This window comes from Paenibacillus ginsengarvi, assembly GCF_003626695.1.
Taxonomy (GTDB): Bacteria; Bacillota; Bacilli; order Paenibacillales; family NBRC-103111; genus Paenibacillus_AB; species Paenibacillus_AB ginsengarvi.
Genome location: NZ_RBAH01000012.1, coordinates 19,615 through 45,343 on the forward strand (window position 1 = coordinate 19,615; position 25,729 = coordinate 45,343).

Annotated in this window: 23 protein-coding genes and 1 other annotated feature; of the genes, 3 read left to right on the plus strand and 20 right to left on the minus strand. The window is 53.8% G+C overall.

The window, feature by feature from the left end; translation table 11 throughout:
- Positions 1-35: 35 nt before the first annotated feature.
- Both D7M11_RS17075 and D7M11_RS17080 read right to left on the minus strand, forming a co-directional pair.
- Positions 36-959, minus strand: coding sequence for a Gfo/Idh/MocA family protein (locus tag D7M11_RS17075; protein WP_120748461.1), 924 nt, complete (start codon positions 957-959; stop codon positions 36-38).
- Positions 956-2,263, minus strand: a complete 1,308-nt coding sequence (locus tag D7M11_RS17080) for an MFS transporter (protein ID WP_240041163.1) — start codon at positions 2,261-2,263, stop codon at positions 956-958. Before D7M11_RS17080 ends, D7M11_RS17075 begins: the two co-directional genes overlap by 4 nt.
- A gap of 130 nt (positions 2,264-2,393) precedes the next feature.
- Between D7M11_RS17080 and D7M11_RS17085 the strand changes: the two genes are divergently transcribed.
- Entirely contained in the window at positions 2,394-2,939 is a 546-nt protein-coding gene (locus D7M11_RS17085; protein WP_120748462.1) for a hypothetical protein, read from the plus strand.
- Between the two features lie 175 nt (positions 2,940-3,114).
- Here D7M11_RS17085 and D7M11_RS17090 read toward each other — a convergent pair whose 3' ends face one another.
- The 18 genes from D7M11_RS17090 to D7M11_RS17175 all read right to left on the minus strand — a co-directional run bounded on the left by D7M11_RS17090 (position 3,115) and on the right by D7M11_RS17175 (position 23,100).
- Positions 3,115-4,128, minus strand: a complete 1,014-nt coding sequence (locus D7M11_RS17090; RefSeq protein WP_120748463.1) for an aldo/keto reductase — start codon at positions 4,126-4,128, stop codon at positions 3,115-3,117.
- Positions 4,129-4,182: 54 nt separating this feature from the next.
- Complete coding sequence (locus D7M11_RS17095) at positions 4,183-5,553, minus strand: ATP-binding protein (protein WP_120748464.1); 1,371 nt, start codon at positions 5,551-5,553, stop codon at positions 4,183-4,185.
- Positions 5,554-5,835: 282 nt separating this feature from the next.
- Positions 5,836-7,302, minus strand: a complete 1,467-nt coding sequence (locus tag D7M11_RS17100; RefSeq protein WP_120748465.1) for an anti-sigma factor domain-containing protein — start codon at positions 7,300-7,302, stop codon at positions 5,836-5,838.
- Positions 7,303-8,118, minus strand: a complete 816-nt coding sequence (sigI, locus tag D7M11_RS17105; RefSeq protein WP_420818430.1) for an RNA polymerase sigma factor SigI — start codon at positions 8,116-8,118, stop codon at positions 7,303-7,305.
- A 222-nt stretch (positions 8,119-8,340) separates the two neighbouring features.
- Entirely contained in the window at positions 8,341-8,772 is a 432-nt protein-coding gene (locus tag D7M11_RS17110) for a hypothetical protein (protein ID WP_120748467.1), read from the minus strand.
- Positions 8,773-8,990: 218 nt separating this feature from the next.
- Positions 8,991-9,371, minus strand: a complete 381-nt coding sequence (gene gcvH, locus D7M11_RS17115; RefSeq protein ID WP_120748468.1) for a glycine cleavage system protein GcvH — start codon at positions 9,369-9,371, stop codon at positions 8,991-8,993.
- A 35-nt stretch (positions 9,372-9,406) separates the two neighbouring features.
- Positions 9,407-9,862 carry a redoxin domain-containing protein gene (locus D7M11_RS17120; RefSeq protein ID WP_338042499.1) on the minus strand — a complete coding sequence of 152 codons (456 nt, stop codon included), beginning with the start codon at positions 9,860-9,862 and terminating at the stop codon, positions 9,407-9,409.
- Between the two features lie 291 nt (positions 9,863-10,153).
- Complete coding sequence (gene leuB, locus D7M11_RS17125) at positions 10,154-11,233, minus strand: 3-isopropylmalate dehydrogenase (protein WP_120748469.1); 1,080 nt, start codon at positions 11,231-11,233, stop codon at positions 10,154-10,156.
- A gap of 157 nt (positions 11,234-11,390) precedes the next feature.
- Entirely contained in the window at positions 11,391-11,762 is a 372-nt protein-coding gene (locus D7M11_RS17130; RefSeq protein ID WP_120748470.1) for a VOC family protein, read from the minus strand.
- Positions 11,763-11,854: 92 nt separating this feature from the next.
- A complete protein-coding gene (locus tag D7M11_RS17135) occupies positions 11,855-12,625 on the minus strand; it encodes a GNAT family N-acetyltransferase (RefSeq protein ID WP_120748471.1) in 771 nt (256 codons plus the stop codon).
- Positions 12,626-12,736: 111 nt separating this feature from the next.
- Positions 12,737-16,120 (minus strand): Ig-like domain-containing protein, encoded by a 3,384-nt coding sequence (locus tag D7M11_RS17140; protein WP_120748472.1) that lies wholly within the window; start codon positions 16,118-16,120, stop codon positions 12,737-12,739.
- Between the two features lie 198 nt (positions 16,121-16,318).
- Positions 16,319-17,311, minus strand: a complete 993-nt coding sequence (ilvC, locus tag D7M11_RS17145; RefSeq protein ID WP_120748473.1) for a ketol-acid reductoisomerase — start codon at positions 17,309-17,311, stop codon at positions 16,319-16,321.
- Between the two features lie 263 nt (positions 17,312-17,574).
- The gene (ilvN, locus tag D7M11_RS17150; RefSeq protein ID WP_120748474.1) at positions 17,575-18,066 is read right to left on the minus strand and encodes an acetolactate synthase small subunit; all 492 of its coding nucleotides are present in this window, start codon (positions 18,064-18,066) and stop codon (positions 17,575-17,577) included.
- Complete coding sequence (gene ilvB, locus D7M11_RS17155) at positions 18,063-19,808, minus strand: biosynthetic-type acetolactate synthase large subunit (RefSeq protein ID WP_120748475.1); 1,746 nt, start codon at positions 19,806-19,808, stop codon at positions 18,063-18,065. Before ilvB ends, ilvN begins: the two co-directional genes overlap by 4 nt.
- A gap of 528 nt (positions 19,809-20,336) precedes the next feature.
- Complete coding sequence (rplT, locus tag D7M11_RS17160) at positions 20,337-20,696, minus strand: 50S ribosomal protein L20 (protein WP_120748476.1); 360 nt, start codon at positions 20,694-20,696, stop codon at positions 20,337-20,339.
- A gap of 67 nt (positions 20,697-20,763) precedes the next feature.
- On the minus strand, positions 20,764-20,964 hold the full coding sequence (rpmI, locus tag D7M11_RS17165) for a 50S ribosomal protein L35 (RefSeq protein WP_120748477.1): 201 nt from the start codon (positions 20,962-20,964) through the stop codon (positions 20,764-20,766).
- A gap of 22 nt (positions 20,965-20,986) precedes the next feature.
- The gene (gene infC, locus D7M11_RS17170; RefSeq protein ID WP_120748648.1) at positions 20,987-21,487 is read right to left on the minus strand and encodes a translation initiation factor IF-3; all 501 of its coding nucleotides are present in this window, start codon (positions 21,485-21,487) and stop codon (positions 20,987-20,989) included.
- A gap of 188 nt (positions 21,488-21,675) precedes the next feature.
- Positions 21,676-21,810, minus strand: a sequence feature (ribosomal protein L20 leader region).
- 51 nt (positions 21,811-21,861) lie between these two features.
- Positions 21,862-23,100, minus strand: coding sequence for a glycosyltransferase family 2 protein (locus D7M11_RS17175; RefSeq protein ID WP_120748478.1), 1,239 nt, complete (start codon positions 23,098-23,100; stop codon positions 21,862-21,864).
- Positions 23,101-23,931: 831 nt separating this feature from the next.
- Here D7M11_RS17175 and D7M11_RS17180 point away from each other — a divergent pair.
- Together D7M11_RS17180 and D7M11_RS17185 are read left to right on the plus strand one after the other, a co-directional pair.
- Positions 23,932-24,459, plus strand: coding sequence for a phosphatase PAP2 family protein (locus D7M11_RS17180; protein ID WP_120748479.1), 528 nt, complete (start codon positions 23,932-23,934; stop codon positions 24,457-24,459).
- Positions 24,460-24,567: 108 nt separating this feature from the next.
- Positions 24,568-25,707, plus strand: a complete 1,140-nt coding sequence (locus tag D7M11_RS17185; RefSeq protein ID WP_120748480.1) for an MGDG synthase family glycosyltransferase — start codon at positions 24,568-24,570, stop codon at positions 25,705-25,707.
- Positions 25,708-25,729 lie beyond the last annotated feature (22 nt).

The window sequence follows — 25,729 nt, forward strand, 5'->3', positions numbered from 1 at the left end:
GCTTTTCGCAAGAACCGTCTGAATTTGCCGAGCTTTCACATACTGCTTAACCTTTCCACAAGCCGGTGCGTCTCGAGCACGCGATCGGCGCGAACTTGGCAGTCGTCCGGATTATCGAGCGTAGCGAGAAAATGGTCGACGATGCCTGCGAAGCCGCGGCGGTGGGAGATTGTCTCCCAACTGCCGAACCGCAGGCTCCGCTCTCCTTCGCGCTTATCCCGCAGCACGCCCGCTTCCATATTGACGATCTCGGCCGAACGGCCTCCTCCGTGCAGCTCCAGCCTCTCCAGATCGCCGCCGGCTCTCCGATTCATGCTGACGAGCGATACCGAGCGGCCGAACCGCAGGCTGCCCGACGCATGAAGCAGCCGGCCGTCCTCGTCCTTCTCGCCGAGCCAGCCCATCACCTCGTAGGCCCCGGCTCCTAGCCAGAGCAGCAGATCGATCATATGGATCATGTCGTCGTACATCGTTTCTTTCGCCATCAGCTTCTGCCTCGACACCCGATGCTTCTGGGCGACGCACAGATCGAAACCTCCGCCCGCCTCCAGCCAGTTCTTCGCCTGTACGTACATCGGCGCAAACCGGCGGTTGAAGCCTACGGCCAGCAGCTTGCCGCGCTTCGTCGCGAGCTCCGCCATCCGCTCGGATTCCTCCAGCTTGTAAGACAGCGGCTTGTCCACATACACGTGGACGCCTCGTTCCAGACAACGCTGCACAATATCTGCATGTGTTTCCGTCGGGCTGTGTACAAAGACGGCATCCAGCTCGCGGTCCAGCAGCTCGCCTAGATCCGTCGTGCCTCCGGGGAGCCGGTATGCCTGCCCTACCCGCTCCACTGTTTCCGGCGAGCGGCTTGCGATCCCGACGATTTCCAGTCCGGGGTGAACCGCCACGACCGGCAAATACGCCTTCTCCGCAATATCCCCCAAGCCGATTATCGCTACCTTTCTCTTCATGCCCCTCTCCCCCATCCTGCCGCTTTCCGCCTACGGCGCGGCAACGTATCCGAATCCAGCAGCACTTTCGAGCCGATTAGCGCCGCCACGGCCAGCAGGACGACGCCTACGCCGAGCGAAACGCCGAACAGCTGCACCCATACCGGCATATCCACGCTCAACCGGTATATCGCGCCACCGAGAAGCGGGCCAAGAAAACCGGCTAGCCCCGTCAGCGCGTAGAAAACCGCGATGAATACAGGCCGCTCGCTCTTCGGCGTATCTCCGATGACGAAATTAAACATCAGCTGGTTAAACCCTCCTGTGCCGATTCCGATCAGCGCATGAATCAGCAGGAGCACACCCATATCGGGGAAAAGCGGCAGCAGCCCCCAGCCCATACAAGCCGCGGCGATGACCGGCAGCGTCCAGAACAGCAGCGTCTTCGAACCGATCTTCGCATTCAGGTTGCCCCACATAAAATACCCGGCCATCATCGCCACATTCTGAGTCATCGTTGCAATTGCGATCCAGTTGTAGCTTACGTTCATTACGTTCAGCATGACGTAGCTGTAAAAAGGAACGGAAATCCCCTGCAAAAACAGCCACAGCGATATAAACAGCATCGATTTCAAAAAAGGCTTGTGGCGGAACGGAATCGCCAGCATTTCCTTCGTCCCGCTTTGCTGCGATTTCTCGAACGGCCGGTTCGGGTACAGCAGGAAAAAAGCAATGTCGAGCACGGCGCAAACGGCGGCCACCATGTACATGATCTCGAATCCTTGGCGCTCGGGCAGCCGGTCCAGCAACTGGCCGAACACCATAATGGCTATGCAGCCTCCTGCCCACAAAATCGTATTGCGGATGCCCAAGTACCTGCCGCGCACTTTGGCCGGCACCATATCGGCAATAAGCGACGTCCAGAATACGGAGCCCATGGCCTGCGACATAAAAGCAACGATGCATACGGCGATGTAAACGGATACTCCTAGTTCTCTCGGAATAAACATCGGCAGCACGCCGGCAGCGAGCCACAGCAGCCGGTGCGCCCCGCAGAGTACCGTGAAAAGCAGCTTCCGATTCGTAAATCGCTGAATCAGCAGCGCCGCTACAAGCTGCAGCATATTCGCCAGACTTGGAATCGCCAGCACAATGCCGACTTGCAGCGACGTAGCGCCTAAATATAGCAAATACCCCGTGACGAAAGGCCCACCTAGCAGTTGAAACATAATAATAGCCGGTATCCCTTCCAGAATAGCGGCGATCATTCCTCCGCGATAAGCGGAATGTTTGCGAACCGAACGTTTTTTGCCAAATATCCCCATAACTGAGCCTCGCTTCGCAACAATTTCAAAATTCGTACCAGCAACTGCATCTTCAAAGGTTATCGCCCATATGATATAATTAGTAGCGTATTTTGGCGAATGCTTGACTTGATATGGGGGAAACATGTAAATGAAAAACATATGGCTAGTGCTATTCGGACTTCTCGTATTCGGTGCGTTTTTCATTTCCAGCATCCTGCGGGAATCGCCCCTGCTGCTTTACATTGCCAGCGTCATCCCGATCTTCATCGTTCCTTTTTTGCCGGATCTGAGAACGAACCAGCGACTGCGCCAGAAGCGGGGCGGCGTGAGCGTCGTCAAGCTCAGCGGCAATTCCGGCAAGCCCGAGTGGCTGATCGTCACGTTTAAGCCGGGCACCGTTTACTGGAACCGGAAATCGCTGATCATTTCCTATGAACATGCGCCATCCGTGGAATCCGTTCCTACCGATGATTATACCGCGGCTCTGACCGTACTGAAATACGATTTACGAACACGCAAAAATTCGGAACGCGTCCGCATATCGCTGCCGAATTTGTCGGAACGCATTGTCGGCATGCCGTTTACAGTACATGAAGTAAACCGGCTGATTATTCCGCTTGGCGATACGGTTGAGTTGGAACCGGCGAACGTTCCCGCCGCCGTCGCTTCGCGCGGCATAGAGCTGCAAGCATAAATAAATAACCCCACAAAGTGGAGCCGTGGCTTCGAAGCAAGGGGTTCCCCCGAAAGTATTCGGATTAAGCTACGAAGGGTCACGTCACTTTCGGGGGAATCGATTATTCCAAATACTTTGCGGGGAGCCCCGACATGAAAGCCCGCCTATCGCAAGGCGGGCTTTGTTATTAGATTCAATAGCTGGCTGCGGCCGCTTGAATGACCGATTGCATCGGCAGATGGTACGGGCACACCTTTTGGCATAGCGGCGTTTCCTTGCAAGGTTCGTAATCGGCGCAAGCCGTAATCTTGTCCTTATGCTTCTCATAAAAGCCGTCGCCCTTGGCCAGCAAACCGAGCTCCTGGCGGACGACGCTAGAGATCATCACATCAGGGATCGGGATGCCCAGCGGACAGGAACAGTAGTTGCAGCGGCGGCAGTTATGCTCGCCCAGCTTCTGCGCCATATTTTCCAGCTCTCGCCGCTCCGCTTCCTCCACCTCGCGCTCCATCGCCGCTATGTTTTGCTTCACTTCCTCTACGCTCACCATACCGGATATGATAACATGAACGTCCTGGCTGTACGGATAACGAATCGCCTTGTCCACCGGTCGAATAAACCCGCCTGACAAAGGCTTCATCGCCACCCGGGCCATATTGCGGCGAACCATCTCGGGAATAAGCTCGTTCAAGGCAAACGGCTGCGCCAAATTCAAATGGAACAGCACCTGATCGAACTGGTCCTTCTGAATCCACATCGCCAGCAATTCCGGACGGTGGCCGGTAATGCCGATATGGCGCACCTTGCCCGCTTCCTTCGCCTCGAGCGCCGCGCGGTAAGCGCCGTCCTCCTCCATTGCGGCCTTGAATTCATGTACATAATTGACGTAATGGATTTGCAGCAAATCGATTACATCCGTCTTCATACGTGTCAAGCTGCGGTCGATTTCCTCTTTCGCCGTAGCATAATCGCGCTTGTTCGTCTTGGTAGCCAAAAAGTATTCATTCCGGCGGTGGGAGATGCATTCGCCGATAATTTCTTCGCTGTTCCGATAAGCCGCTGCCGTATCGATATAGGTAATGCCGTGATCGAGTGCGTAATTGAGCGTTTCACGCGCCTGCTCCAGCGGCACGCCGGGCAAATTCATCGCCCCGAACCCGAGCGACGATACGCTGTCCCCTATTTTGCCGAATGGCCGATATTTCATTGCTGCTCTCCTCTCTGCCGAAACGGACCTCTCCTTCTATTGTAGCATACGCCGTCAGCATAACGGCAGCGTTATTTTGAAACGGGTGCCTTGTCCGACCTCGCTGTCGACACGGATATGCCCGCCGTGGTTTCTAATAATCCGATAGCTGACGGCCAGTCCGAGGCCCGTTCCTTCCAGCTTCGTTGTGAAGAACGGGTCGAACAGCTTCGACTGCGTATGATAGTCCATTCCCGGCCCGTTATCCTGAATGCAGATTATAACCTCGGCATGATGCTCGGCCGCCGTAATGCGGATCATGCCTCGTTCCTTCCGAGCTACTCCGCTTATCGCCTCCAGCGAGTTGCGGATAATGTTCAGCAGCACCTGCTTCATCTGCTTGACGTCCACGCATACGACGAGAGCCGGACTGATGTGCGCCAGCTCGATATCGCAGCCTTTCATAATCGCCTCGCTCTCGAAAAGTAGCCGGACTTCGGCAAGCAAATGGTCCAGCTTCACCTGCTGCTTGTCCGGCGTCGACGGCTTGGAGGAATTTAAAAATTCGTAAATAATATGGTTGGCCCGGTCGATTTCCTCGATGACGATTCGCGCGTACTCTTCTTTGCCAACCCGCGTCAGCTCGGGGAGCAGCAATTGGATGAAGCCGCGAATCGATGTAAGCGGATTCCGAATTTCGTGGGCGATGGCGGCGGCGATTTTGCCGAGCATGGCGAGCTTGTCGTTCTGATAGGCCGATTGCTCGATCTTTTTAAACTCCGTGACGTCTTTGACGCTGATCAGAATATCTCCGTCCAGCTCTTCTCCGTAGGTTGCGGTTACCAGGTAATGGCGGCCGTTCTCGTCGATGACCTCCTGATAGCGCAGCCGGTACAAGATCATTTCGCGGTGAAGCTTGACGATCAGCTTCCGGAACGTACGCGACAGCTCGGAGGAGGACGCCAGCGCCCGCATATCGAGCCCGATCAGAGATTTGCGCGGCACACCCAGAAAACGCCCCATGAGCACGTTGACGAACGAGATGAATCCTTCGCTGTTGAACAGCATGATGCCGCAATCCATATGCTGCAGTACATTTTCATATTTGCTGGCGACAGCCTGAAACGAGCTGTGCGTCTGGACCAGCGTATCCCGCAGCTCCTCCAGCACCCGCTCCTGGTTCGGAACGTGCTGAAATTTGAAGCGGTAATGGGCCAGCAGCTCCATCAGAAACAGCAAAGACAGGCGGTAATAGCGCAGCGCCTCTTCCGGCTCTACGCTAGCGGTAATCGTGTGAATGCTCTGCTCGTGCAGCAGAACGATTTGCTCCGGCTCTACGGTTTGAAGCATGGTTCCTAGCGATGTTGCCGGATGATGGGAGCCGCTGCTGCCGTTCTCGAAAAATTGGGTCAGGGCTCGTAAGTATTGCTTCCTCAACTGAGTCATTAAGCACACCTCTACCTGAATGTTTACGCGCAGCCGGCCCCTTGCCGGACGTATCCCTAGCGAGCTACCAGTATCATAGAGTGATTAGCCAGGGGACGTCAATCGCAAATAACCGCTAATAAATTGGAACGATGTCGAATTAGTAAAGAAAAAAGAAAAACGTACCGCAGTCCCAAACCACCTGGAGATGCGGCACGTTTTGCAGTTTCGGAAATGGCGGAGAGCTTCCGTTCAAGCTCCTGTAAGGTTCGCTCCAAGCCGTCCTTCAGGAATGATGGCGAATTATCTCCGGTCGTCGTCTCTTCTTGGATCTTCCTGACGTTTCTTCTCTTCCTCCTGCTTTTTCTTCGCTTCTTCCTGCTTCTTTTTCTCTTCCTCTTGCTTTTTCTTCGCTTCTTCCTGCTTTTTTCTCTCTTCTTCTTGCTTTTTACTCTCTTCTTCCTGCTTTTTCTTCGCTTCTTCCTGCTTCTTCTTTTCGTCCGCCTTCTTCTTCTCTTCCTCTATCCTTTTTTTCTCTTCTTCCTGTTTCTTTTTCTCCGCCTCTACCCTTTTACGCTCATCCTCTTTTTTCTTATCCAGCTCCTGCTGTTTTTTCTTTTCCTCTTCCTGCTTTTTCTTCTCGTCCTCTTTGGAAGGCGTCGTTCCCGGCTTTTGCCCTATATTCGTCGCGCCGCCGTTGTTTCTGTTATCGTTCTTATTATCATTCTTGTTATCGTTTTTGCTGTCATTCTTGCTGTCGTTCTTGTTGTCGTTCTTGTTGTCGTTCTTGTTGTCGTTCTTGTTGTCGTTCTTGTTATCGTTTTTGCTATCATTCTTGTTGTCGTTTTTCGACGGCGTCGTTGTAGCTGGCTTTACCGGCTGCTTCTTGTCGTCGTTCGACTGTTTCTTGTCCTTCAGTCTGGCATCCAGCTCGCCTTTTCTCTCCTGCTCCAGCAAAGCGGATAACACTTCTTTTTTCGGCAAGCTGCCCGTATTGAGGAGACCTCCGATTCCGCCCGCCTCTTTGGCTATTTTATGTACGGAATCGTCCTTCAAGGCGTTCAGGTCGATCTCTTTTCCGTTATCTTTGGCGCTCAAATAGACGGCGTATTTGCCGGCCGAAACTCCTTTGGACAGAGCCTCTTCGCGAATCGTCGGAGGCGTTACGAAGGAAGTGACCTGAATATTCGAGGAAGCTTGCGGATGAGTCGTTCCGATATGCTTGGACACGGTGTCCGTCACAATTTGGCCGAGGTTGCTCTCGTCTATCTTCGCTTCCTCGTACACTTTCGTGCTGGAAATAATAATATCTCCTTCGTCTTTGCCGAAATACCCCTTTTGTTCCACTTGATCCATGATGACTTCCGTAGCAATTGCCAGCGGCTTGCCCCGTACGTTGATGGTCGATAGCAGGGCGGTGCCGTCATCATTAAGTCCCCGCGCTTCTTGGACGTTGTGATCCTTGTCGATGCCAAGCTCTACGCTCGGATTGATGTCAAGCGTCACATACGCAACGATCGGCTTGACCCCCTCCAGATTGCCCCCCAGGCCGGTAAAAATGACGAGGCAAAAGAGGACAGCTGCGCTCATGGCTAATACGGCGGAAAAAACGGGTCTTTTCAGGCGAAACGGAGGAGTGGAGAACAAAACTTCTTCTCCGATCTGGCATGCACGCCCCATGCGGGGAACTTTTTTGAATTGACCGTCCGGTGTAAGTACGACCAGATCCGCCTCGGTCAATTCCATCACAATACCTTTATGCACGCTCACTTACTCCCCTCCTTCGTGAACTTCCGGGATGTTCAAATAATGCTTCAAATACGGGTAAGGCCCGCTGTAAATCAGGGCGACCGCAATAATAAATTTACGGTTGCGCTCCAGCGTCTTCCGGGATACTTTCACCTGCCCCAGCAGCTCCTTGATCGGCAGCATCTTCTTGCTGAGCACGATCGACATCATCGTACTATCGCGCGCCAGCAGAGCCCCGATCTCGAACAAAGCGTCTCTGGAATCGCTATGCTTGGGAGAAGCTTCGACCAGGTCGCCGAACGATATCCCGAAATCCTGCAAACAGCGGTTGAAGTCCACAATTTCGCTTCGCCGTTCCTGGGTTGTTTTTTCTTTCTCGTACTGTTCAATCGCCTGGTGAACCTCGACGGGATTGACAATACTGTCCTCATCATCCTCCACTTCGAAAGAACTATACGGGATTTGCCCCGTAAAGCGGGACTCCTTGCGAATAAAGTCGATTAATCTTCGGCGTATGACCGTTTCGGCGAAGCTCAAAAAAGATCTTCCCGATTGCGGGGAAAACTGGTTGATGGCTTCGTTAAAAGCGCCGAGAGCGATACTGAACTCGTCGTCCTTGGAAGGATCGATATATCGTTTGCAGAAACGGCTTGTAACCTTGGCTACATACGGTTGATAGTCGGTAATAAATTGGTTTCTCAGACGGATGTTTCCATCTTGAATTTGCATCACCTTTTGTTCCGGAGAATCCGGTATATCGGAAGTGTCGTGAGACTGGCGTTTTCCGAGAAACTTCTTGAACAAGACGAGCAGCAAACATTCCACCTCACAATACATGTTTCGAGTTCACCCTCGCAGATATGGGGGTCAGCCGAACCCGATCCTTGTATTATAGCATACATTTTTATGGCAGCAGAACGCGCGCCGCTTTCTGGTCGCCATATCTGACTCTTTACCTAGCTTGTCCGGACGTTTATAGGACTAATAGCAGGGGCCTGCTCCGGGTGCAGCCGGGTTACATGCAAAACGTCTCTTCCTGGGAAGAGACGCGGATTTCAGCTACTTGGGGGTACCCGCCGAGAACGCCTTTTTGCGCATTTTATTGCGTCGTTCGTTTAACGCGGTCAGCCGTTTCTTCAGCTGCTTCTCCCATTCCTCATCCTTTAGCTGTTTGGCGACCGACAGCAGATCGAGCGCCATATCGATTTGATTCATGACGACGTCGGCCGGCTCCTCGGATTCTACATTGACACAGTTCTCGTACAACCCCTCGCTCGACTTGTCCTCCACATAATCCTGGAAATCGACTTCCGGCGCATGGTCGCCGTGGGCGTACTCGGCCAATATTTCGTATTCGCTTTCCACCATATAATGCACTTCGACACGATGGCAGACGGGGCAGAACAACAACGGAACATTATGAATATGCGTCCCGATATGCCGCAGCGTCCCTTTCGTGCCGATCATGCTGGCTCCGCAGCAAAAGCTCATCGCCACGCATCCTCCTTTCCGATATTTGCCCATGCAAGGCTGTGCAGCTTTTTTTCTATTTAACGTATTCGCTTTCAATACGGTTAATTCCTCTTCCGCCGCTTGTCCATTATCAGGAATTTCATACAACTTGAAGCCAAAAGGAAAAGACGCGAACCGGTACCCGCTTCCGTCGAAGCCATTACCGTTCGCGCCCTTGCCGTCTATAAACCCGGACCTTATTGTCCGTACGTTTCCTTATATCGTTCTGCGCTCCACAGGTTGTCCAGCTCGGACACGTCATTCAGCTCGACTACAACCATCCAGCCTTCGCCGTATGGAGCTTTGTTGACATGCTCTGGAGCATCTTCCAGACCGCCGTTCACTTCCACGACTTTGCCCGAAACCGGGGCGTACAGCTCGGATACGGTTTTCACCGACTCCACGCTGCCAAACGGCTCGCCGAATTCGAGCGTATCGCCAACCTTGGGCAGTTCCACGAATACGATATCGCCGAGCTCGTTTTGGGCGAAGTCGGTAATCCCGATCGTCACGCGGTTTCCTTCCAATCTGGCCCATTCATGCTCTTCGCTGTACTTCAGTTGATCTGGTACGTTCACTGGATAGTCCCTCCCGGAATAGGTTCAAACCTATATTATGGTTTCGGCCCCAATAGTTTATGAAGCCGCTGCTCCACCATACGGATCGCCTTCTCGCCCGCCCCGTAAAAGCGCATCTGGCCTTCGGCGTCGAACAAATAATAAGCCGGCACATATTCGTTCATGAACGAATCGGTTATGGTCAGATCGTTGTCGATCGCGACCGGATGCTTCAAGTCGTACTGCCGAATCGCACCGCGTACCGTTTCCGGATCTTTGTCCTTGTCGGAGCGTGGCGAGTGGACGCCGACAACTTGCAGACGATACGGCTCGGCGTACTTGTCTCTCCATTCGTTTACAAACGGCAAGCCTTCCTTGCACAAATAACAGCTGATCGCCCAGAAGTGGACAAGCACCGGGCGGCCCTTCAGCTCCGACTTGTCGATTGCACCGTTCACCCAATCCGGGACGTCCGCAAATGGCGGTATGGGCTCGCGCAAGCGTATTGGCATCCCGCTTCCCCCTCACATATGTCGATGACGCGCCTTCCATGGAACCGGTTTTGCAAAAATCCCCCCACCTGCATGAGGCAGGCAAGGGGAGCATGTACCTGTTAACGATCATCGGCTTCAAATCAACTGTTATGCATCTTATGTATCGTGCAGCAAAGTACTCATGCTCACGAGTAGAATCGTATCATTCCGAATCGGGAAAGTCAAAAAAATATTGTGATTTCCGGCAGCCAAATAAGCCAAAAAATCCCTCGAGCGACTTATCGCCCGAGGGATTGTGCGTATAGCAGTTTACTTGTTCATTGCGTCTACGATCAAATCGCCCATCGCAGTCGTGCCGATCGCCTTGTTCTTGTCTACGGCGATGTCGCCGGTGCGGTGACCCGCATCAAGAACCGACTTGACGGCATTTTCGATGACGTCTCCCGCTTCCTGGTAGCCGAACGACAGCTTGAGCATAAGCGCTACGGACAAAATCGTCGCGATCGGGTTGGCAATGCCTTGACCGGCGATATCCGGCGCAGAGCCGTGTACCGGCTCGTACAGGCCGAAGCTGCCTTCGCCGAGCGAAGCCGAGGACAACATCCCGATCGAACCGGTCAGCATCGCCGCTTCGTCGCTCAAAATGTCTCCGAACATATTCTCCGTCACGATGACGTCGAAGCTGGACGGACGGCGCAGCAGCTGCATCGCGCAGTTGTCGACGAGCACGTGCTCGAGCTCGACATCCGGATATTCCGGAGCGATTTTGTTAACCGTTTCGCGCCACAGGCGGGACGTCTCGAGCACGTTCGCCTTGTCGACGGAGCAAAGCTTCTTGCGGCGGGTGCGGGCGATCTGGAACGCCTGGTGCACGATCCGCTCGACTTCCTTCACGTTGTATACGCAAGTATCGACCGCTTCTTGACCGTTATCGGTTTCGCGGCGGAACTTCTCGCCGAAGTAGATGCCGCCCGTCAGCTCGCGAACGACGATCAGGTCGGTGCCTTCAAGCACTTCCGGCTTAAGCGTCGAAGCTTCCTTCAAGCAGTCGAAAATGACCGCGGGGCGAATGTTCGAGAACAGGCCAAGCGCTTTGCGAATGCCGAGAAGACCCGTTTCCGGACGAAGCTCCTTCGAGTTGTTATCCCATTTCGGTCCGCCAACCGCACCAAGCAATACGGCGTCGGCGCGTTTGCAAATATCGAGCGTATCCTGCGGAAGCGGCGTTCCTCTTTCGTCGATCGCGATGCCGCCGAACAAGCCGGACTCCGTTTCGAATTTGTAGCCAAACAGCTCTTCCGTTTTCTTCAGCACTTTAAGCGCCTCGGCTACTACTTCCGGTCCGATGCCGTCGCCGGGGAGAACCGCGATTTTTTTCGTATCAGCCATTACCATTCACTCCTAGAAAAATTTAGTTCGGAAACCTTCTCCTGCTTACTATCATTCTTGCACAAATCACTTCGCATTACAAAGATATAAAATCTATCGTTCTTATAGGTAAACGCAATAATGGTCAGGTTGGAGCAACCTTGCAGAAAAGCATGACTTACCCTTTCTGCTCCACAAGCTCGATCCGGTTGCCGAACGGATCGCTAATATGGAATCGCGTAACGCCCGCAATCGGTTCGTCGGAAACGACGGGGACCCCGCTTGCCTCCAGCTTGCTTCTCAGCGCATCCAAACCGCTTACCTCGAAAGCAGGGTGAGCCTTCAACGCGGGCACAAACTCGCCTTGCACGCCGATATGCAGCTGCTGCGCCCCGCATTGAAACCAGACACCCCCACGCTTCCGCAAAACTTCCGGCTTTTCCAGCTCCGGCATCCCCAGCAGCTCGCCGAAAAAGCGCCTTGCCTCCTGTTCGCAGCCGCTTGGAGCCGCCAACTGAACATGGTCGATACCTACAAAACGAAACGTCATCGCCTTTCACCTCTTTGTTTCATCCAATGAAACTAAATTCCGATTGATGAAACAATAATACCATAATTTCCGCCAACTGTCATTCGGAACTTTCACTTAAACTCGGCGATATAGTGCCCCAGCTCCACAAACCGGATGAGACCGGCCGATTCCGCCAGGCGGATCGATGCATGGTTCGTCTCCAGCACTTGGTAGCGTGGTACGAGCCCTCTGCTTATCAAATGAAACACCGCCGCGCCGACTACCCGCTTGGCTAGCCCGTGCCCCCTCCGTTCCTCCCGCGTATGGACAGCCCCGATCTCCCAAATTTGCTTATAATTTTGGAACACAAGACAGCTGCTGACCGGCAAACCATCCTCATACATCGTAAAGGAGCTTGCTCCGTTTTGAAAATAAGAGCGGATCTCCTCCTCCTCGTAGCTGTTATCGAGCCAGAGCGGCATCACATTTGCCTCCGATTTGCCGCTTATGACAACATGAGGGTCTACAGAGCCTGTTGCGCCAGACGGAGACGTATACGAATAAAACGATCGCGCTTTTTGCAAGTCGCACCACTCGGCCAGTTTCCGCGCATAGCTCGGCCTTTGCAGCTTGAAGATGACTCGCGACCCGGCCGGTATATACGGCAGCAGCTCAGGGATAAGCTCAACATCCGTACAGTCCAGAAAAACGGCATAATCGGCGTCAGGATACGTCAAACGGTCATACGGCAGCGCCGTTGTCGGCAGCAACAGCAACATTCCCAAATGTCCGCCCTTTTGTACAAAGCGGCATTCGATGAGACCCGGATACGACTGGATCATTTTGAGAAGACTCACATTGGTGAGCATGTCCTGCTCAAGCAGCTTCATAAGTTGCTTCAAACCAATCCCTTCCTTCAACAATTTTATATAAATATACAATAAATTGTATTATCAATCATCAAAATCACAAAAAAGCCTTCTGCCCTAAGGGCAAAAGGCTAATCTGCTTGATTACTTCACAGTCACTTTAATCGATACAGTTTTGCCGCCGAATTTGGCGCTGATGGAGGAGGTGCCCTTCTCATAGGCAGTAATCGTGCCGTCCATCACGTCGGCCGAATTATCGCGGGTACTTTTCCACTCCGCCCGGTCCGATACATCTCCGGTCGTGCCGTCTTTATACGTGGCGATAAGCGGGATCTTCCTCTTCTCGCCGACGCTCATCTCGACCGTTTTCACGCTGGCCTTCAAGTATTTCAAGCTGTCGACTTCTACGGCAACGGATACACTCTTGCCGCCGAACTTCGCAGTAATCGATGTTTTGCCGTACTCTCCTGCGCTGATGAGGCCCGAGTCGCTAATATCCGCAACTTTGTAGCTGCGGGTCGCCCATTCAGCTTCCGAAGTGACATCCCTCGTAGAACCGTCAGAGAACGTTGCCGTCAGGGTCACCTGAGCGGTGCCGCCCGACTTGAGCTGCACATCCCGCTTGTCTAGCGTCAGCTTCGTCGCATAGTCCACTTCCAGAGGGATGGTAACCGATCTGCTGCCGTATTTGGCAACCAGCGATGTTTTGCCTCGTTCGAACGAAGTTACAAGCCCGCCGGATACTTCCGCGATTTTGGACGAAGTAACCGACCAATCCGCTTTGGACGTTACATTCTCCGTAGTTCCGTCCGAATAAGTAGCCGTCAAGGTGACTTGAGCCTCTTGCCCTTTACTCAAAATGACGCTGCGGTGGCTCGCGCTCAGCTTGTCCGCCAGCTCAACCTGGGCAGTCGCGGACACGCTTTTCTCGCCGAACTTGGCGGTGATGGTGGCCTTTCCGGAGCTGTGCGCCGTCACGGTGCCGCCCGACACTTCGGCTACCGCCGCAGACGAGGTGGACCAGTCCGCATCGCGGGTGACGTCCTTGACCGTGCCGTCTTTATATTTCGCCGTAACCGTAAGCTGCTTGCGCTCTTCTTCCTTCAAAACAAGCGTCCGGTCGCTGATCGTAAGCATATCGAGCGCGCCGACACTGACCGATATTTTGACCGTCTTCTTGCCGTATTGAGCCGTTATCGTAGCTTCTCCGCGATCCAGCGCTAAGATCTTTCCGTCGACCACGGTTGCAAACGCCGCGTTGCTTGTCGTCCAGACCGCCTTCTCTGTTACGTCGCCCGTCGTCTCATCCGAGTATGTCGCGGTCAATTTCACTTGCACCGTATCGCCGGGCTGCACGTCGAATTTCACTTGATCGGCCGTAAGCTTGGTCGCTGGGTCAACCTCGACCGGAACCGTTACGCTCTTGTCGCCATATTTGACCGTAATCGTCGTATCGCCGGAGCCGATCGCCTTGACGCTGCCCTTTGTCACAACTGCAATGCTCTGGTCGTTAGACGTCCATTCCGCTTCGTCCGTTACCGTTCCGCTTGATCCATCGGCGTATGTAGCATCCAGCTTGATCGTTTTCGTATCGCCCTTGCGCATCGAAAGCGACTTCGGATTAACCGTGAGCTTCCTCGCCACGCTGACATCGACCATAACGGTAACCGTCTTCGAGCCGTAAGTGGCGGTGATCGACGCTTGTCCGGACTTGTAGGCGATCAGATTGCCCTTGTCCACACCGACAACGTCGGCGCTGTCCGAGCTCCATACAGCCGCGTCCGTTACGTCCGCCGCGACGCCATCGGCATAGGTCGCATCCAGCTTCAGCTTATCCGTACCGCCGACCTTCAGGAACAGGTCGCTTTTGTTCACGGTCAGCTTTTTCACGATTTCTACATTAACTGGAACCGTGATCGTCCTGCCTCCGTACTGGGCGGTAATAACCGCTTGCCCGCTCTGAAGCGCGGTAACAAGCCCTTTATACACGCTCGCCACATTGCCGTTATCGGAGCTCCATTCCGCCTGCCCCGTAACATCCTCTGTCTTGCCGTCCGTATAGGTCACGGTCAGCGACAGCTGGTGCGTGCCTTTCAGCTTCAGCTCCAGCTTGGAGCTGTCGGCTTTCAGCGTTTGAGTCGTATCGACGCTGACCGGGATCGTAACCGTCTTGTCGCCGTAAGAGGCCGTAATCGTTGCCTCACCCTTCGCGTAAGCCCGCACGGCGCCTTTGGACACATACGCCACGGTTTCGTCGTCCGAGAACCAGTCCGCCTTGGCGGTAACGTCCTCGGTTTTGCCGTCGGCGAACGTTGCCGTCAGCTTGATCGTTTCCGACTTGTCCTTGCGCATGACGAGATCGGTCACGTTCGCTTCGAGCTTCCGCGCGATTCCCGCATCGACCGTAATTTGCACCGACTTGTTGCCGTACGAAGCCTTAATCTCCGCTTGGCCGACCGAATTCGCAATAATGAGTCCTTTATCTACGTCGGCTACCGAGTCGTCGCTGCTCGTCCAGTCCGCCTTGTCCGTAATGACGGCCGTAGAGCCGTCCGCATACGTTGCCGTCAGCTTGATCTGCTTCGTCGCGTCGGGCTGCAAGAATACATCGGTAATGTCCGCTTCGAGCTTTCTTACCGATTCCACGTTTACCGTAATCGCCGCCGTTTTGCCGCCGTACTTCGCGCGGATCGTCGTCTGACCGGAACCGTACGCCGTGATAACGCCTTTGAAAGCGTCGGCTACGCCGCCATTATCCGAGGACCAGGTCGCTTTCTCGAAAACATCCTCCGTCATGCCGTTCTCGAACATTGCCATGAGGCTGATCGTCTTCTGTGCGCCCACGCGCAAATCGACGCTCGTAGGAGTAGGATCGAGACGGCGCACTTTGTCGACGCTGACCGGGACCGTAACCGTTTTACCGCCGTACGTCGCATTGATGTTCGTTTCCCCGGATGCGATAGCGACTACTTTGCCGTTAATGACATCGACTACTCCGTCGTTCTCCGTGGTCCATTCCGCGCTGGTTGTCACATCGGCCACATTGCCGTCCGTGTACGTCGCGGTCAGGCTGATCTGATCTTCGCCGCCGACTCGCAGCGACAGATCCTGCTTGTTTTTGCTGAGGCTTCTAACCTTCTTGACTACCTTCACGTTGACGAACTCCGTCTTGCCCATGTACGTGGCCTTGACGAGCGCCGTGCCTTCCGCCTTGCCCACAATCGCTCCGGCATAAGCTGTAGCGACTCCCGAGCTGCCATCGACGCTCCAATCGGTTTTGATCGTCACGTCGGCAGTCGCGCCGCTTACATAAATTGCCGTCGCCGTAAGCGTGTACGTATCGCCTACGGAGATGTTCACTTCATTCTTGGACAACACGAGACGCGATATTTCATCGGCAGCGAATACGCTTCCTGCCGCAGGTCCTGCAACCATGGAAATGATGACAACCAACTGCAGAAGGAACTTTTGTACCGCTCTTCGGCCCCATCCGCTTTTTTGCGCGTTACTTCCAACCGTTTCCGTCAATTCGGTCCTTCCTTTCTCCCCACCCTCCGTCTTTACGGAGGTTCTTGTTTGATAAAATACTCGATCGATGCCCCTTTCACGCTTTTCTACTTATATCGACACATTCGGTCATTTTTTTAAGGTTTTACGCAAAAAAAGTCCAATCCCCCACTACGGAGAATTGGACTTTCCTATCGAAGATCCGGTAAACCGGCAATCTTACTTTTTGATCCAGTGCATCATTTCGCGAAGACCGCGGCCAACCGTTTCCAGTTGATGCTCGGATTCGCGGCGGCGCGTAGCCGTGAAGAATGCGCGGTTCGATTGGTTTTCCAAAATGAAGTTGCGCGCGAACGTACCGTTTTGGATATCTTCGAGCACTTTTTTCATTTCTTTTTTCGTTTCGTCCGTTACGATGCGAGGTCCGGTAACATAGTCGCCGTACTCAGCCGTGTTGGAGATCGAATGACGCATAGCGGCAAGACCGCCTTCGTACATCAGGTCAACAATCAGCTTCAGCTCGTGCAAGCACTCGAAGTAAGCGACTTCCGGCTGGTAGCCGGCTTCTACGAGCGTTTCAAAGCCCGCTTTGACGAGTGCGGAGGTACCGCCGCAAAGCACGGCTTGCTCGCCGAACAAGTCGGTCTCGGTTTCTTCGCGGAACGTCGTTTCGATAACGCCCGCACGGGTGCAGCCGATCCCTTTTGCGTAAGCGAGACCGAGGTCTTTCGCTTTGCCGGAAGCGTCTTGGTAAACGGCGATCAAGCCCGGAACGCCGAAGCCTTCTACGAATACGCGGCGCACCAGGTGGCCCGGCGATTTCGGAGCGACCATGAATACGTCCGTGTTCGCATCAGGAACGATTTGGCCAAAATGAATGTTGAAGCCGTGGGAGAATACGAGCGCTGCGCCTTTTTTCAGGTTCGGCGCGATTTCTTCGTTATATACTTTCGCTTGCGTTTCGTCAGGCATCAAAATTTGCACGAGGTCGGCGCGGCTTGCCGCTTCCGCAACGGATACGACTTCGAAGCCGTCGTTGCTCGCCTGTTCCCAGGAGCGGCCCGGACGAAGACCGATGATAACTTTTACGCCGCTGTCGCGCAAGTTTTGCGCTTGGGCATGACCTTGGCTGCCGTAGCCGATAACGGCGACCGTTTTGCCGGAAAGTACGCTCAAATCTGCATCTTTTTCATAGTACATTGTTACTGCCATTGGATAAGTTCCTCCTTGATCTTTTTAACAACCCTGTAAGTGGGCGTCCGGCAGGGCGAACGGGAATACCCGACCGATCATCTGACTCCGGGCTCGTCCCGTCGGACTCCCACTTACGGGCTGCAACGATTCATTTTCGTTGGATATGATATGGCTTGCAAAGCTGCGGCGGATCATTGCAGCGCTGCGTCAAAGCGCTCCGGTGGAGCCGTTCGCCGCAGGCCTGGGCGTATGATCCACCGCAAGTTGAACCTTGCGATTATTTACTTGACCGCTCCGCGAATCATCGCGGTTATGCCGGTCCTGGAAAACTCGCGGATGCCGTAAGGCTTCAGCAGCTCGGCCATCGCGTCGATTTTGTGCGTGTCGCCGACCACCTGCACGATGAGCGACGACGGCCCGATGTCGACTACAGCGGCGCGAAACGTTTCGACGATGCCGAGAATTTCCGGACGCATGCTCGGCTCCGCGCTTACTTTGATCAGCGCAAGCTCGCGGGCGACCATCGGATGGGAACTGAGATCGATAACCTTGATGACATCGATCAGCTTGTACAATTGCTTCTGCACCTGCTCCAGCGTCCGTTCGTCGCCGGTCGTTACGATAACCATCCGGGAAAGTCCGGCTTCCTCGGACTCCCCGACGGTAATACTCTCAATATTGAAGCCGCGGCGTCCGAACAATCCGGATACGCGCTGCAGAACGCCGGGCTGGTTGTTGACCAATACGGATATGGTATGCCTCGTCTCGCTCATTCCGAATCCCCCAGTATCATCTGACTTAATGTGCTTCCTGCCGTTACCATCGGGAACACGTTCTCCCCCTTCGGCACGACGAAGTCGATGACGACCGGCCCCGGGGTATCCAGCGCCTCCTGCCAAACTTTGCGGGCTTCTTCCTTGTTCGTGGCCCGCAGCCCTTTTACGCCGTACGCTTCCGCCAGCTTCACGAAATCCGGGCTTCCCGCCAGGTCGATATGGCTGTACCGGTTATCGTAAATGATCTCCTGCCACTGGCGAACCATGCCGAGTACCTGGTTGTTAATAATAACCACCTTGACCGGGATGTTGTTGATCGCGCAGATCGCCAGCTCCTGAGCGCACATCTGCATGCCGCCGTCGCCGTTGATCGATACGACCAGCTTCTCCGGGTTGCCCATTTGCGCGCCGATCGCGGACGGGAAACCGAAACCCATCGTACCGAGACCACCGGACGAAATCAGCGAGCGAGGGTGCTGGAACTTGTAATATTGCGCAGCCCACATCTGATGCTGGCCGACGTCGGTTGTTACGATCGCCTCGCCCTTCGTCGTTTCGCTGATCATATCGATTACGAATTGCGGCTTCAGCTCGCTTTCGGAATCGATATATTTGAGCGGACGTTTCGCCTTCAGTTCCTCGATCTCGGCATTCCACTGTTCGGAACGGGCCGGACGGGCTTTGGCGTTCGCGAGCCCAAGCACCGCCTTGATATCGCCGACGACCGGAATGTCCGTTTTGACGTTTTTGCCGATCTCCGCCGGGTCTACGTCGATATGGGCGATCATCTTGACGTTCGGCGCGAAGCCGTCCAGGTTCATCGTAACGCGGTCGTCAAACCGGGAGCCGATCGAGATCAGCAGATCCGCATGCTGGATCGCGTGGTTTGCCGTATAGGTGCCATGCATGCCGGGCATCCCCATCCAGAGCGGGTGGGCGCTCGGAAAACCGCCGAGTCCGAGCAGCGTCGTCGTGACCGGGATATTCGTCTTGCCTACGAATTCGATCAATTCCTGCGACGCATTCGCGTAAACGACTCCGCCGCCGGCAATGATGACCGGACGCTCCGCCTCTTCGATCGCCTGCAGCAGCTTGTCGACCTGCAGCTTATTCGGCTGTACGGTAGGGTTATAGCCGCGGATGGAGAGCGAGTCCGGGTAGGCAAACTTCGTTTTATTGGCCGATACGTCCTTCGGAATATCGATCAGAACGGGACCTTTCCGGCCCGTATTCGCAATATGGAACGCTTCGTGAACGATACGCGGCAAGTCTTCGACATTGCGCACGAGGTAGCTGTGCTTCGTAATCGGCATCGTAATGCCGGTAATATCCGCTTCCTGGAAGGCGTCCGTCCCGATGGCGCTCGTAGCTACGTTGCCCGTAATAATGACAAGCGGCACCGAGTCCATATAAGCCGTGGCAATGCCGGTGACGAGATTCGTAGCTCCCGGACCGGACGTCGCGATGCATACTCCGACGTTCCCGGTAGACCTCGCATATCCGTCGGCGGCATGAATGGCGCCTTGCTCGTGGCGGGTAAGCAAATGCTTGAAATCCGGGTTTCCGTGCATAGCGTCGTAGATGAACAAGACGGCGCCGCCCGGGTAGCCGAAGACGCAGTCCACTCCCTCCAATAACAGCGAACGAAGCAGTATCTCCGATCCGGTAATGACATCCGGCTGAAGCAGCTTTTGACGAAGTTGTTCCTTAGACAGTGCAGCTTCCATTTGAGCACTCATAAGTGACCCTCCTCTCAAAGATTAGACAAACCATACACATGCGCTTTAAACAAAAAAACCCTTTCGTCCGCAGCGCACGAATGCGCGAACGGGACGAAAGGGTTATCTCTTCCGTGGTACCACCCAAGTTTGCCGTATGCCTCACAGCATACAGCCTTAGCAAGTAAGGGACGCCTCGAGGTCGTCGAATACTTGTGGCACGGTAACGTGTGCCATCCCGATTCCCCCTAATGATCCGACACGGTCGCAAAGCGACTGCCGTTGTTCAGGGGAACAGCTCCAAGGTGAGCTCGTCGACAAGGGATTATGGCTTAGGTTTCAGCACATCCTTAAGCTCTCTGGAACATAAGAGCCCTTATCACTTCGTCCTCTTCATAGCCGATAACGCAATGGTTTGAATTAATGTTAGGTTTAATTATAGCATTCCGAAGCCAATAGTCAAGACCTTGTTTGCGGCGTCTTTTGTGGCAATCGAATCCAGCCAACCTAAACAAAAAAAGCTGCCCTTCCGGGCAGCCTGTGGCTTGCTTATGCGTTCACTTTTTGCTTCGCCGTATCGGCCAGGCTCGTGAATGCTTTCAAGTCGTTTACAGCCAGATCGGCCAGCATTTTGCGGTTTACTTCGATACCGGCCAGCTTGAGGCCGTGCATCAGCTTGCTGTACGACAATCCGTTCAAGCGCGCAGCGGCGTTGATCCGCACGATCCACAGCTTGCGGAAGTTGCGTTTCGTTTGACGGCGGTCGCGGTATGCGTACGTGAGCGACTTGAGCACTTGCTCGTTTGCCGTTTTAAACAGTCTATGTTTGGAGCCGTAATAGCCTCTCGCCAATTTCAATATTTTTTTGCGCCGACGTGCGCGGACGATTCCGCCTTTTACCCTTGCCATTTGTGGAATACCTCCTGAGCGTTATTGAGCCTTCGAACGGCTCTTCTGAAAATCATTATGGAAAAGCTTATTTCAAGTTGGCGATTTGCTGTTTCAGGCGAGCTACGTCACCGCTAGCCATGAGCGGCGATTTGCCGAGGCGTTGCTTTTGGCTTTTGCCTTTGCCGTACATCAAATGGTTTTGGTACGCTTTATATCGTTTTACTTTACCGGTAGCGGTAACTTTGACGCGGTCTTTCAGACTGCTGTGCGTTTTCATTTTAGGCATGTGAATAGTCCTCCTCGTAAGATTAGCTTTGCGGCTTCGGTGCCAATATCATAATCATGCTGCGGCCTTCCAGCTTCGGCCGGCGCTCGATGATCGAATCGCCTTCGACTTCGGCGGCCATGCGCTCCAGCACCTTTTGCCCGATATCGGCATGCGTGATTTCGCGGCCGCGGAAGCGTACCGACAGCTTCACTTTGTCGCCGTCAGCCAAAAATTTAATGACGTTGCGAAGTTTGGTCTGGAAGTCGTGCTCATCGATCGTTGCCGTCAGGCGAATTTCTTTGATTTCGACGATTTTTTGATTTTTGCGGGCTTCCTTCTCTTTCTTCTGCATCTCGTAACGGTATTTGCCGTAGTCCATAATGCGGCATACCGGCGGTTTTGCGGTCGGAGCGACGTTTACAAGATCGAGATTGGCGTCGGCCGCAAGCTGCATCGCTTCGCGGAACGGCTTGATGCCAAGCTGCTCCCCTTCGGCTCCGATAAGACGTACTTCCTTCGCACGAATTTCGTCATTGATAATATGGTCCTTACTAATCGTATTCCACCTCCTAGAATAGTCCCCCAAAAGTGAAGCAATCCTTCGAAGGAATTCCGGGTACTTTTGGGGGAGCCCCCGGAACCCTGTCCCCCGAAAGTGAAGCTTATGCTTCAAGTAATGATTCCGGGAACATTCGGGGAAACTCCACGGAATCTTTGTTGCCCTATATAAAAGCAAAAAAGATGCGGACGACAATCGCCCACATCTTACGATGACAAATAGAACACAGCTAAGGTTCTGTTCCGTCGTATATACCCGCCGATAAAGTCGGCCCAGGTGAGAAGCGGGCGCTTCTGCTTGTTACGCTTTTGAACACTCTTAGTACTATATCACTTCAGGGAGGCGTTTGTCAACGCCTATACTTGCTTGCTCTTTACATCCTCGAAACGGATGACGCGCGTATGCTGCGTATGGCTCCACTGCTTGTTGTTCTGCGTGAAGAACGCGTACAGCGTAATCGGCCACCACGAAGCCAAGTAAACGGGATAAAGCAGAAGCGAAGCATACATTCTCCACGACTTCACCTTCTCGAAAACCATCGCCAGCGGGAAGCCCAGATACACGAGCAAGGTCACGACCACCATCAGCCAAGTCGGCAAGTAATCGTACAGCGACGAGAAATGGCGCGTCCCCGGCAAAGCGAGATCCACCCACAAAATCGCGCTAAATATAAAGCCGAGCAGGACGTTGTACACGTTGAACGTATAGATCGCGGTGTCGATCTTCGCCCAGCTGCGTTCTTTAATGCCTTGCCACAGCAGCGAGAAGAAGTAACGGCGCGCAACGTCGAAATGACCTTGCATCCAGCGCAGGCGCTGTCTCGCGGACGCCTTAAACGTCAGCGGCTTCTCGTCGTACACCTTCGCCTCGTAACACATCGTCGGATTAATGCCGCGTTTGACACAGCGGACGGTAAACTCAAGATCCTCGACAAGGCTAGTCGCGCCCCAGCCCATTTCTTTGAGCAGGTTCGACTCGAAGCACATGCCTGTGCCACCAAGGAAGTTGGCCAGCTTCAGATTCGTGCGCGGCAGCTGCCAGAGACGGTTGCAGAACCAATACGTAATAGCGTAGGCGGCGGTAATCCAGGAATCGGAAGGATTTTTCGTATCCAAGTAAGCCTGAATGACTCTGGAGCCGGAGCAAAGCTCATTGTTCATATGCTGCAAGAAGTCCGTGTTCACGAGGTTGTCGGCATCGAGGATGACGACCCCGTCGTAAGACTTCGGCATTTTCCACAGCTCTTTGAGCATCCATTCGATCGCATACCCTTTGCCGCGAAGGCTCGGGTTATTGCGGACGCAGGCGTAAACGCCCATCTGTCTCGAAATTTCGGCGGTACGGTCGGTACAGTTGTCGCAGATGACGAACACGTCGTACAATTCCTTCGGATAGTCAAGCTCCTTCAAATTGTCGATCAGCGCACCGACGACCTGTTCCTCGTTATGGGCGGCTATAAGCACCGCAAATCTTTTCTGGGCGCTAAAGTGTGCCGTCCGTTTTTTCCGAAAAAACCCGAAGAAGGAAAAAAACAGCGAATATCCTCCGAGTAAAGCCAGAAGCACCTGCACGGCAAAAATGATGATGTCCAGCACTTGTGTGAGACCCCCTTACACCCGAAATGTTCTCTCTTCAATATGGTTCGGTGTATATTTTTGTTTTTCTGACGTAGCCGAATATGATTTTCTCCTGTTTGCATCAATTTGTCAAAATCGCTTTTGGCTCGATTCCGTCAGATTGATGTGGAAATCGGTTATTGCGGCGGGAGGAATCTAACGACTCGCTCGTTCCAGCAGATTCCTTCTTATTTTCATCCAATTTCGCTTTTTTTACTATTCGATTACAGAAATGTTACAGAACCATTAATTGGCTTACAGAAAACCGCCCTCCCCTATTATAATTGGCGGCCCGTCCTAAAGACAACCTAATGAAGGTCCTATTTTTGTTCATATTGTTCGGACCGATTCGACTTTTTGTCGGAAAAACGAACGGGTGCGGCGTAACCGTAACAAAAGCGCAAACAGCGGCAATGCTCCATCTCTAATACTAATAACGCAAAAACCCCCTTCAAGGTTACACCAAAGCCGAACGCTCCGTAAGAAAAACGTGTATCGACGTACTTCAAGGATGAGCGACCGCGACTGAACCCCACAAAGTGAAGAAGAGCTACGAAGTACATTCCGATTACTTTGCGGGGACCCCATAACCAGCGGAAGTTTCTCTTGGTAAAGAAAGTCGTATTTCGTTTCGCTTTACCGCTTTAGCGAAGTTAAACTTTCTTTAACGTTGAGAAAATTAACGCTCGTTCCAAGCGAATCCGCGTAAAAACGATCCTTCGCATGGCTGACTTTATACTCCCCTAACAATTGTAGCTTACAATGAGACGGTATATACGCGAAGCTGCATTTTATCCGGGAGGGATCGCCTTGAGCCGCGTTGTCCATTGGCTGCTGCACCGGGAGCGTTTGCTCTTTTATGCCGTTAACCGCAAAATTAAACATTCGGCGCTGGACCGGCTGTTTTCCGTCATTACTCACGCGGGAGGAGCCGCGTTTACCATTTCGGCGTCTCTGCTGCTCGCCATCCTCGGCAGCGGCATGTGGCGCATCGCCGGGCTGGAGTGCATGATTGCGCTCGCCCTTAGTCATGTGCCGGTCGCCATCGTGAAACGAAAATATCCGCGCGCCCGTCCGTATCTCGTGCTGCCGGATACGAATATCTGCAAAAATCCGCTCACCGATCATTCGTTTCCTTCCGGCCATTCGACCGCCGTTTTCTCGATCGCCGTTCCGCTTGTGTGCGCCGCCCCCGTTCTCGGCTACGCGCTTTTGCCGCTCGCCGGCCTCGTCAGTCTGTCCCGCATCTATCTCGGATTGCACTACCCGTCCGACTGCGCGGCAGGCATAGCCATCGGGACCTGCACAGGTCTTGGGACGGTTGCAATCTTCGCCTGAAATTATTATTGTAAGGGTAGAGGCACCAAAGTAATCTACAGGTGACATGAATGCCGTGCACCCTATGCCGTATTCATATTCAGTTTTCTAAAGGTCAGGTGACGATCTTTGCGAAAGAAACGGATCTTGCTGCTATCCGAAGGGTTCGGAGCCGGTCACACACAGGCGGCGCACGCTTTGTCCGCCCTGCTCCGCCAGCTTTCCCCGGATCTGCAAACACGGGTTCTCGAGCTGGGCAGCTTCCTTCATCCGATGCTTGCGCGTGTTATGGTATCGGCTTACCGGAAAACGATCACCTCGCAGCCTAAGCTATACGGCTTCGTTTACCGCAAACAGTATAAGAAATCGCTGAACCGGCTCACCCGCATGGCGCTGCATCGGCTCTTCTACGGACAGACGATGGAAGTGATCCGGCAGCTCAGGCCGGATACGATCGTCTGCACGCATCCATTTCCGAGCGCCGTCGTGTCGCGGCTGAAGCGCGCCGGTTTATCCGTTCCGCTATGTACGGTCATTACCGACTACGACGCGCATGGAACGTGGATCAATCCCGAAGTCAACAAGTACCTCGTATCTACTGAAGAAGTAAAGCGCAAGATGCTTCAGCGCGGCATTCCCGCCTCCCGCATCGAGGTAACCGGCATTCCGGTTCATCCGAACTTCTGGCAGCACCATAACAAGGAAGAGCTGCGGCAGCAATACGGTCTTCAGGATATGCCCACCGTGCTCGTCATGGGCGGTGGCTGGGGACTGATGCAGCACGAGGAAATGCTTCAGCATATGGCCCAGTGGCGCGACCGGCTTCAGTTTCTGTTCTGCATGGGCAGCAATCAGAAGGCGCTGGCAAGGCTCCAGGCCGATCCGAGATTTGCGCATCCGAATATTCGCCTTATCGGGTTTTCGCATGAAATCGACAAGCTGATGGACGTCTCCGATCTGCTCATTACGAAGCCCGGAGGCATGACTTGCAGCGAAGGGCTCGCCAAAGGGCTGCCGATGCTGTTTTACAGCCCGATTCCCGGTCAAGAGGAAGAAAACTGCCACTATTTCACCGAGATGGGACTCGGCGAGCAGATCAAATCGATGAGTACGCTCGATTACTGGTTCGAGAAGCTGACCGCCGGCATCCCGGGCGCAGGCAAGCCGCATGACGCAGCAATCGACCCTTATGCCTATGATCCGAGCGCCTGCCATCATGCGATTATGCAGATGCTGTCGGAGCGCCAGCTCGAAGCTACTAACCCGTGAATCCAAACAGCAGCGATCCCGT

Bases quoted from the DNA above. Each gene is read 5' to 3' on its own strand.
- ilvN (WP_120748474.1), bottom strand. From the start codon at position 18,066: ATGAGCGAGACGAGGCATACCATATCCGTATTGGTCAACAACCAGCCC.
- rplT (WP_120748476.1), bottom strand. From the start codon at position 20,696: ATGGCAAGGGTAAAAGGCGGAATCGTCCGCGCACGTCGGCGCAAAAAA.
- ilvB (WP_120748475.1), bottom strand. From the start codon at position 19,808: ATGAGTGCTCAAATGGAAGCTGCACTGTCTAAGGAACAACTTCGTCAA.
- ilvC (WP_120748473.1), bottom strand. From the start codon at position 17,311: ATGGCAGTAACAATGTACTATGAAAAAGATGCAGATTTGAGCGTACTT.
- D7M11_RS17110 (WP_120748467.1), bottom strand. From the start codon at position 8,772: ATGAGCTTTTGCTGCGGAGCCAGCATGATCGGCACGAAAGGGACGCTG.
- D7M11_RS17075 (WP_120748461.1), bottom strand. From the start codon at position 959: ATGAAGAGAAAGGTAGCGATAATCGGCTTGGGGGATATTGCGGAGAAG.
- D7M11_RS17130 (WP_120748470.1), bottom strand. From the start codon at position 11,762: ATGACGTTTCGTTTTGTAGGTATCGACCATGTTCAGTTGGCGGCTCCA.
- D7M11_RS17085 (WP_120748462.1), top strand. From the start codon at position 2,394: ATGAAAAACATATGGCTAGTGCTATTCGGACTTCTCGTATTCGGTGCG.
- D7M11_RS17090 (WP_120748463.1), bottom strand. From the start codon at position 4,128: ATGAAATATCGGCCATTCGGCAAAATAGGGGACAGCGTATCGTCGCTC.
- D7M11_RS17080 (WP_240041163.1), bottom strand. From the start codon at position 2,263: ATGGGGATATTTGGCAAAAAACGTTCGGTTCGCAAACATTCCGCTTAT.
- D7M11_RS17120 (WP_338042499.1), bottom strand. From the start codon at position 9,862: ATGCCAATACGCTTGCGCGAGCCCATACCGCCATTTGCGGACGTCCCG.
- rpmI (WP_120748477.1), bottom strand. From the start codon at position 20,964: ATGCCTAAAATGAAAACGCACAGCAGTCTGAAAGACCGCGTCAAAGTT.
- D7M11_RS17095 (WP_120748464.1), bottom strand. From the start codon at position 5,553: ATGACTCAGTTGAGGAAGCAATACTTACGAGCCCTGACCCAATTTTTC.
- sigI (WP_420818430.1), bottom strand. From the start codon at position 8,118: ATGTATTGTGAGGTGGAATGTTTGCTGCTCGTCTTGTTCAAGAAGTTT.
- leuB (WP_120748469.1), bottom strand. From the start codon at position 11,233: ATGGCTGATACGAAAAAAATCGCGGTTCTCCCCGGCGACGGCATCGGA.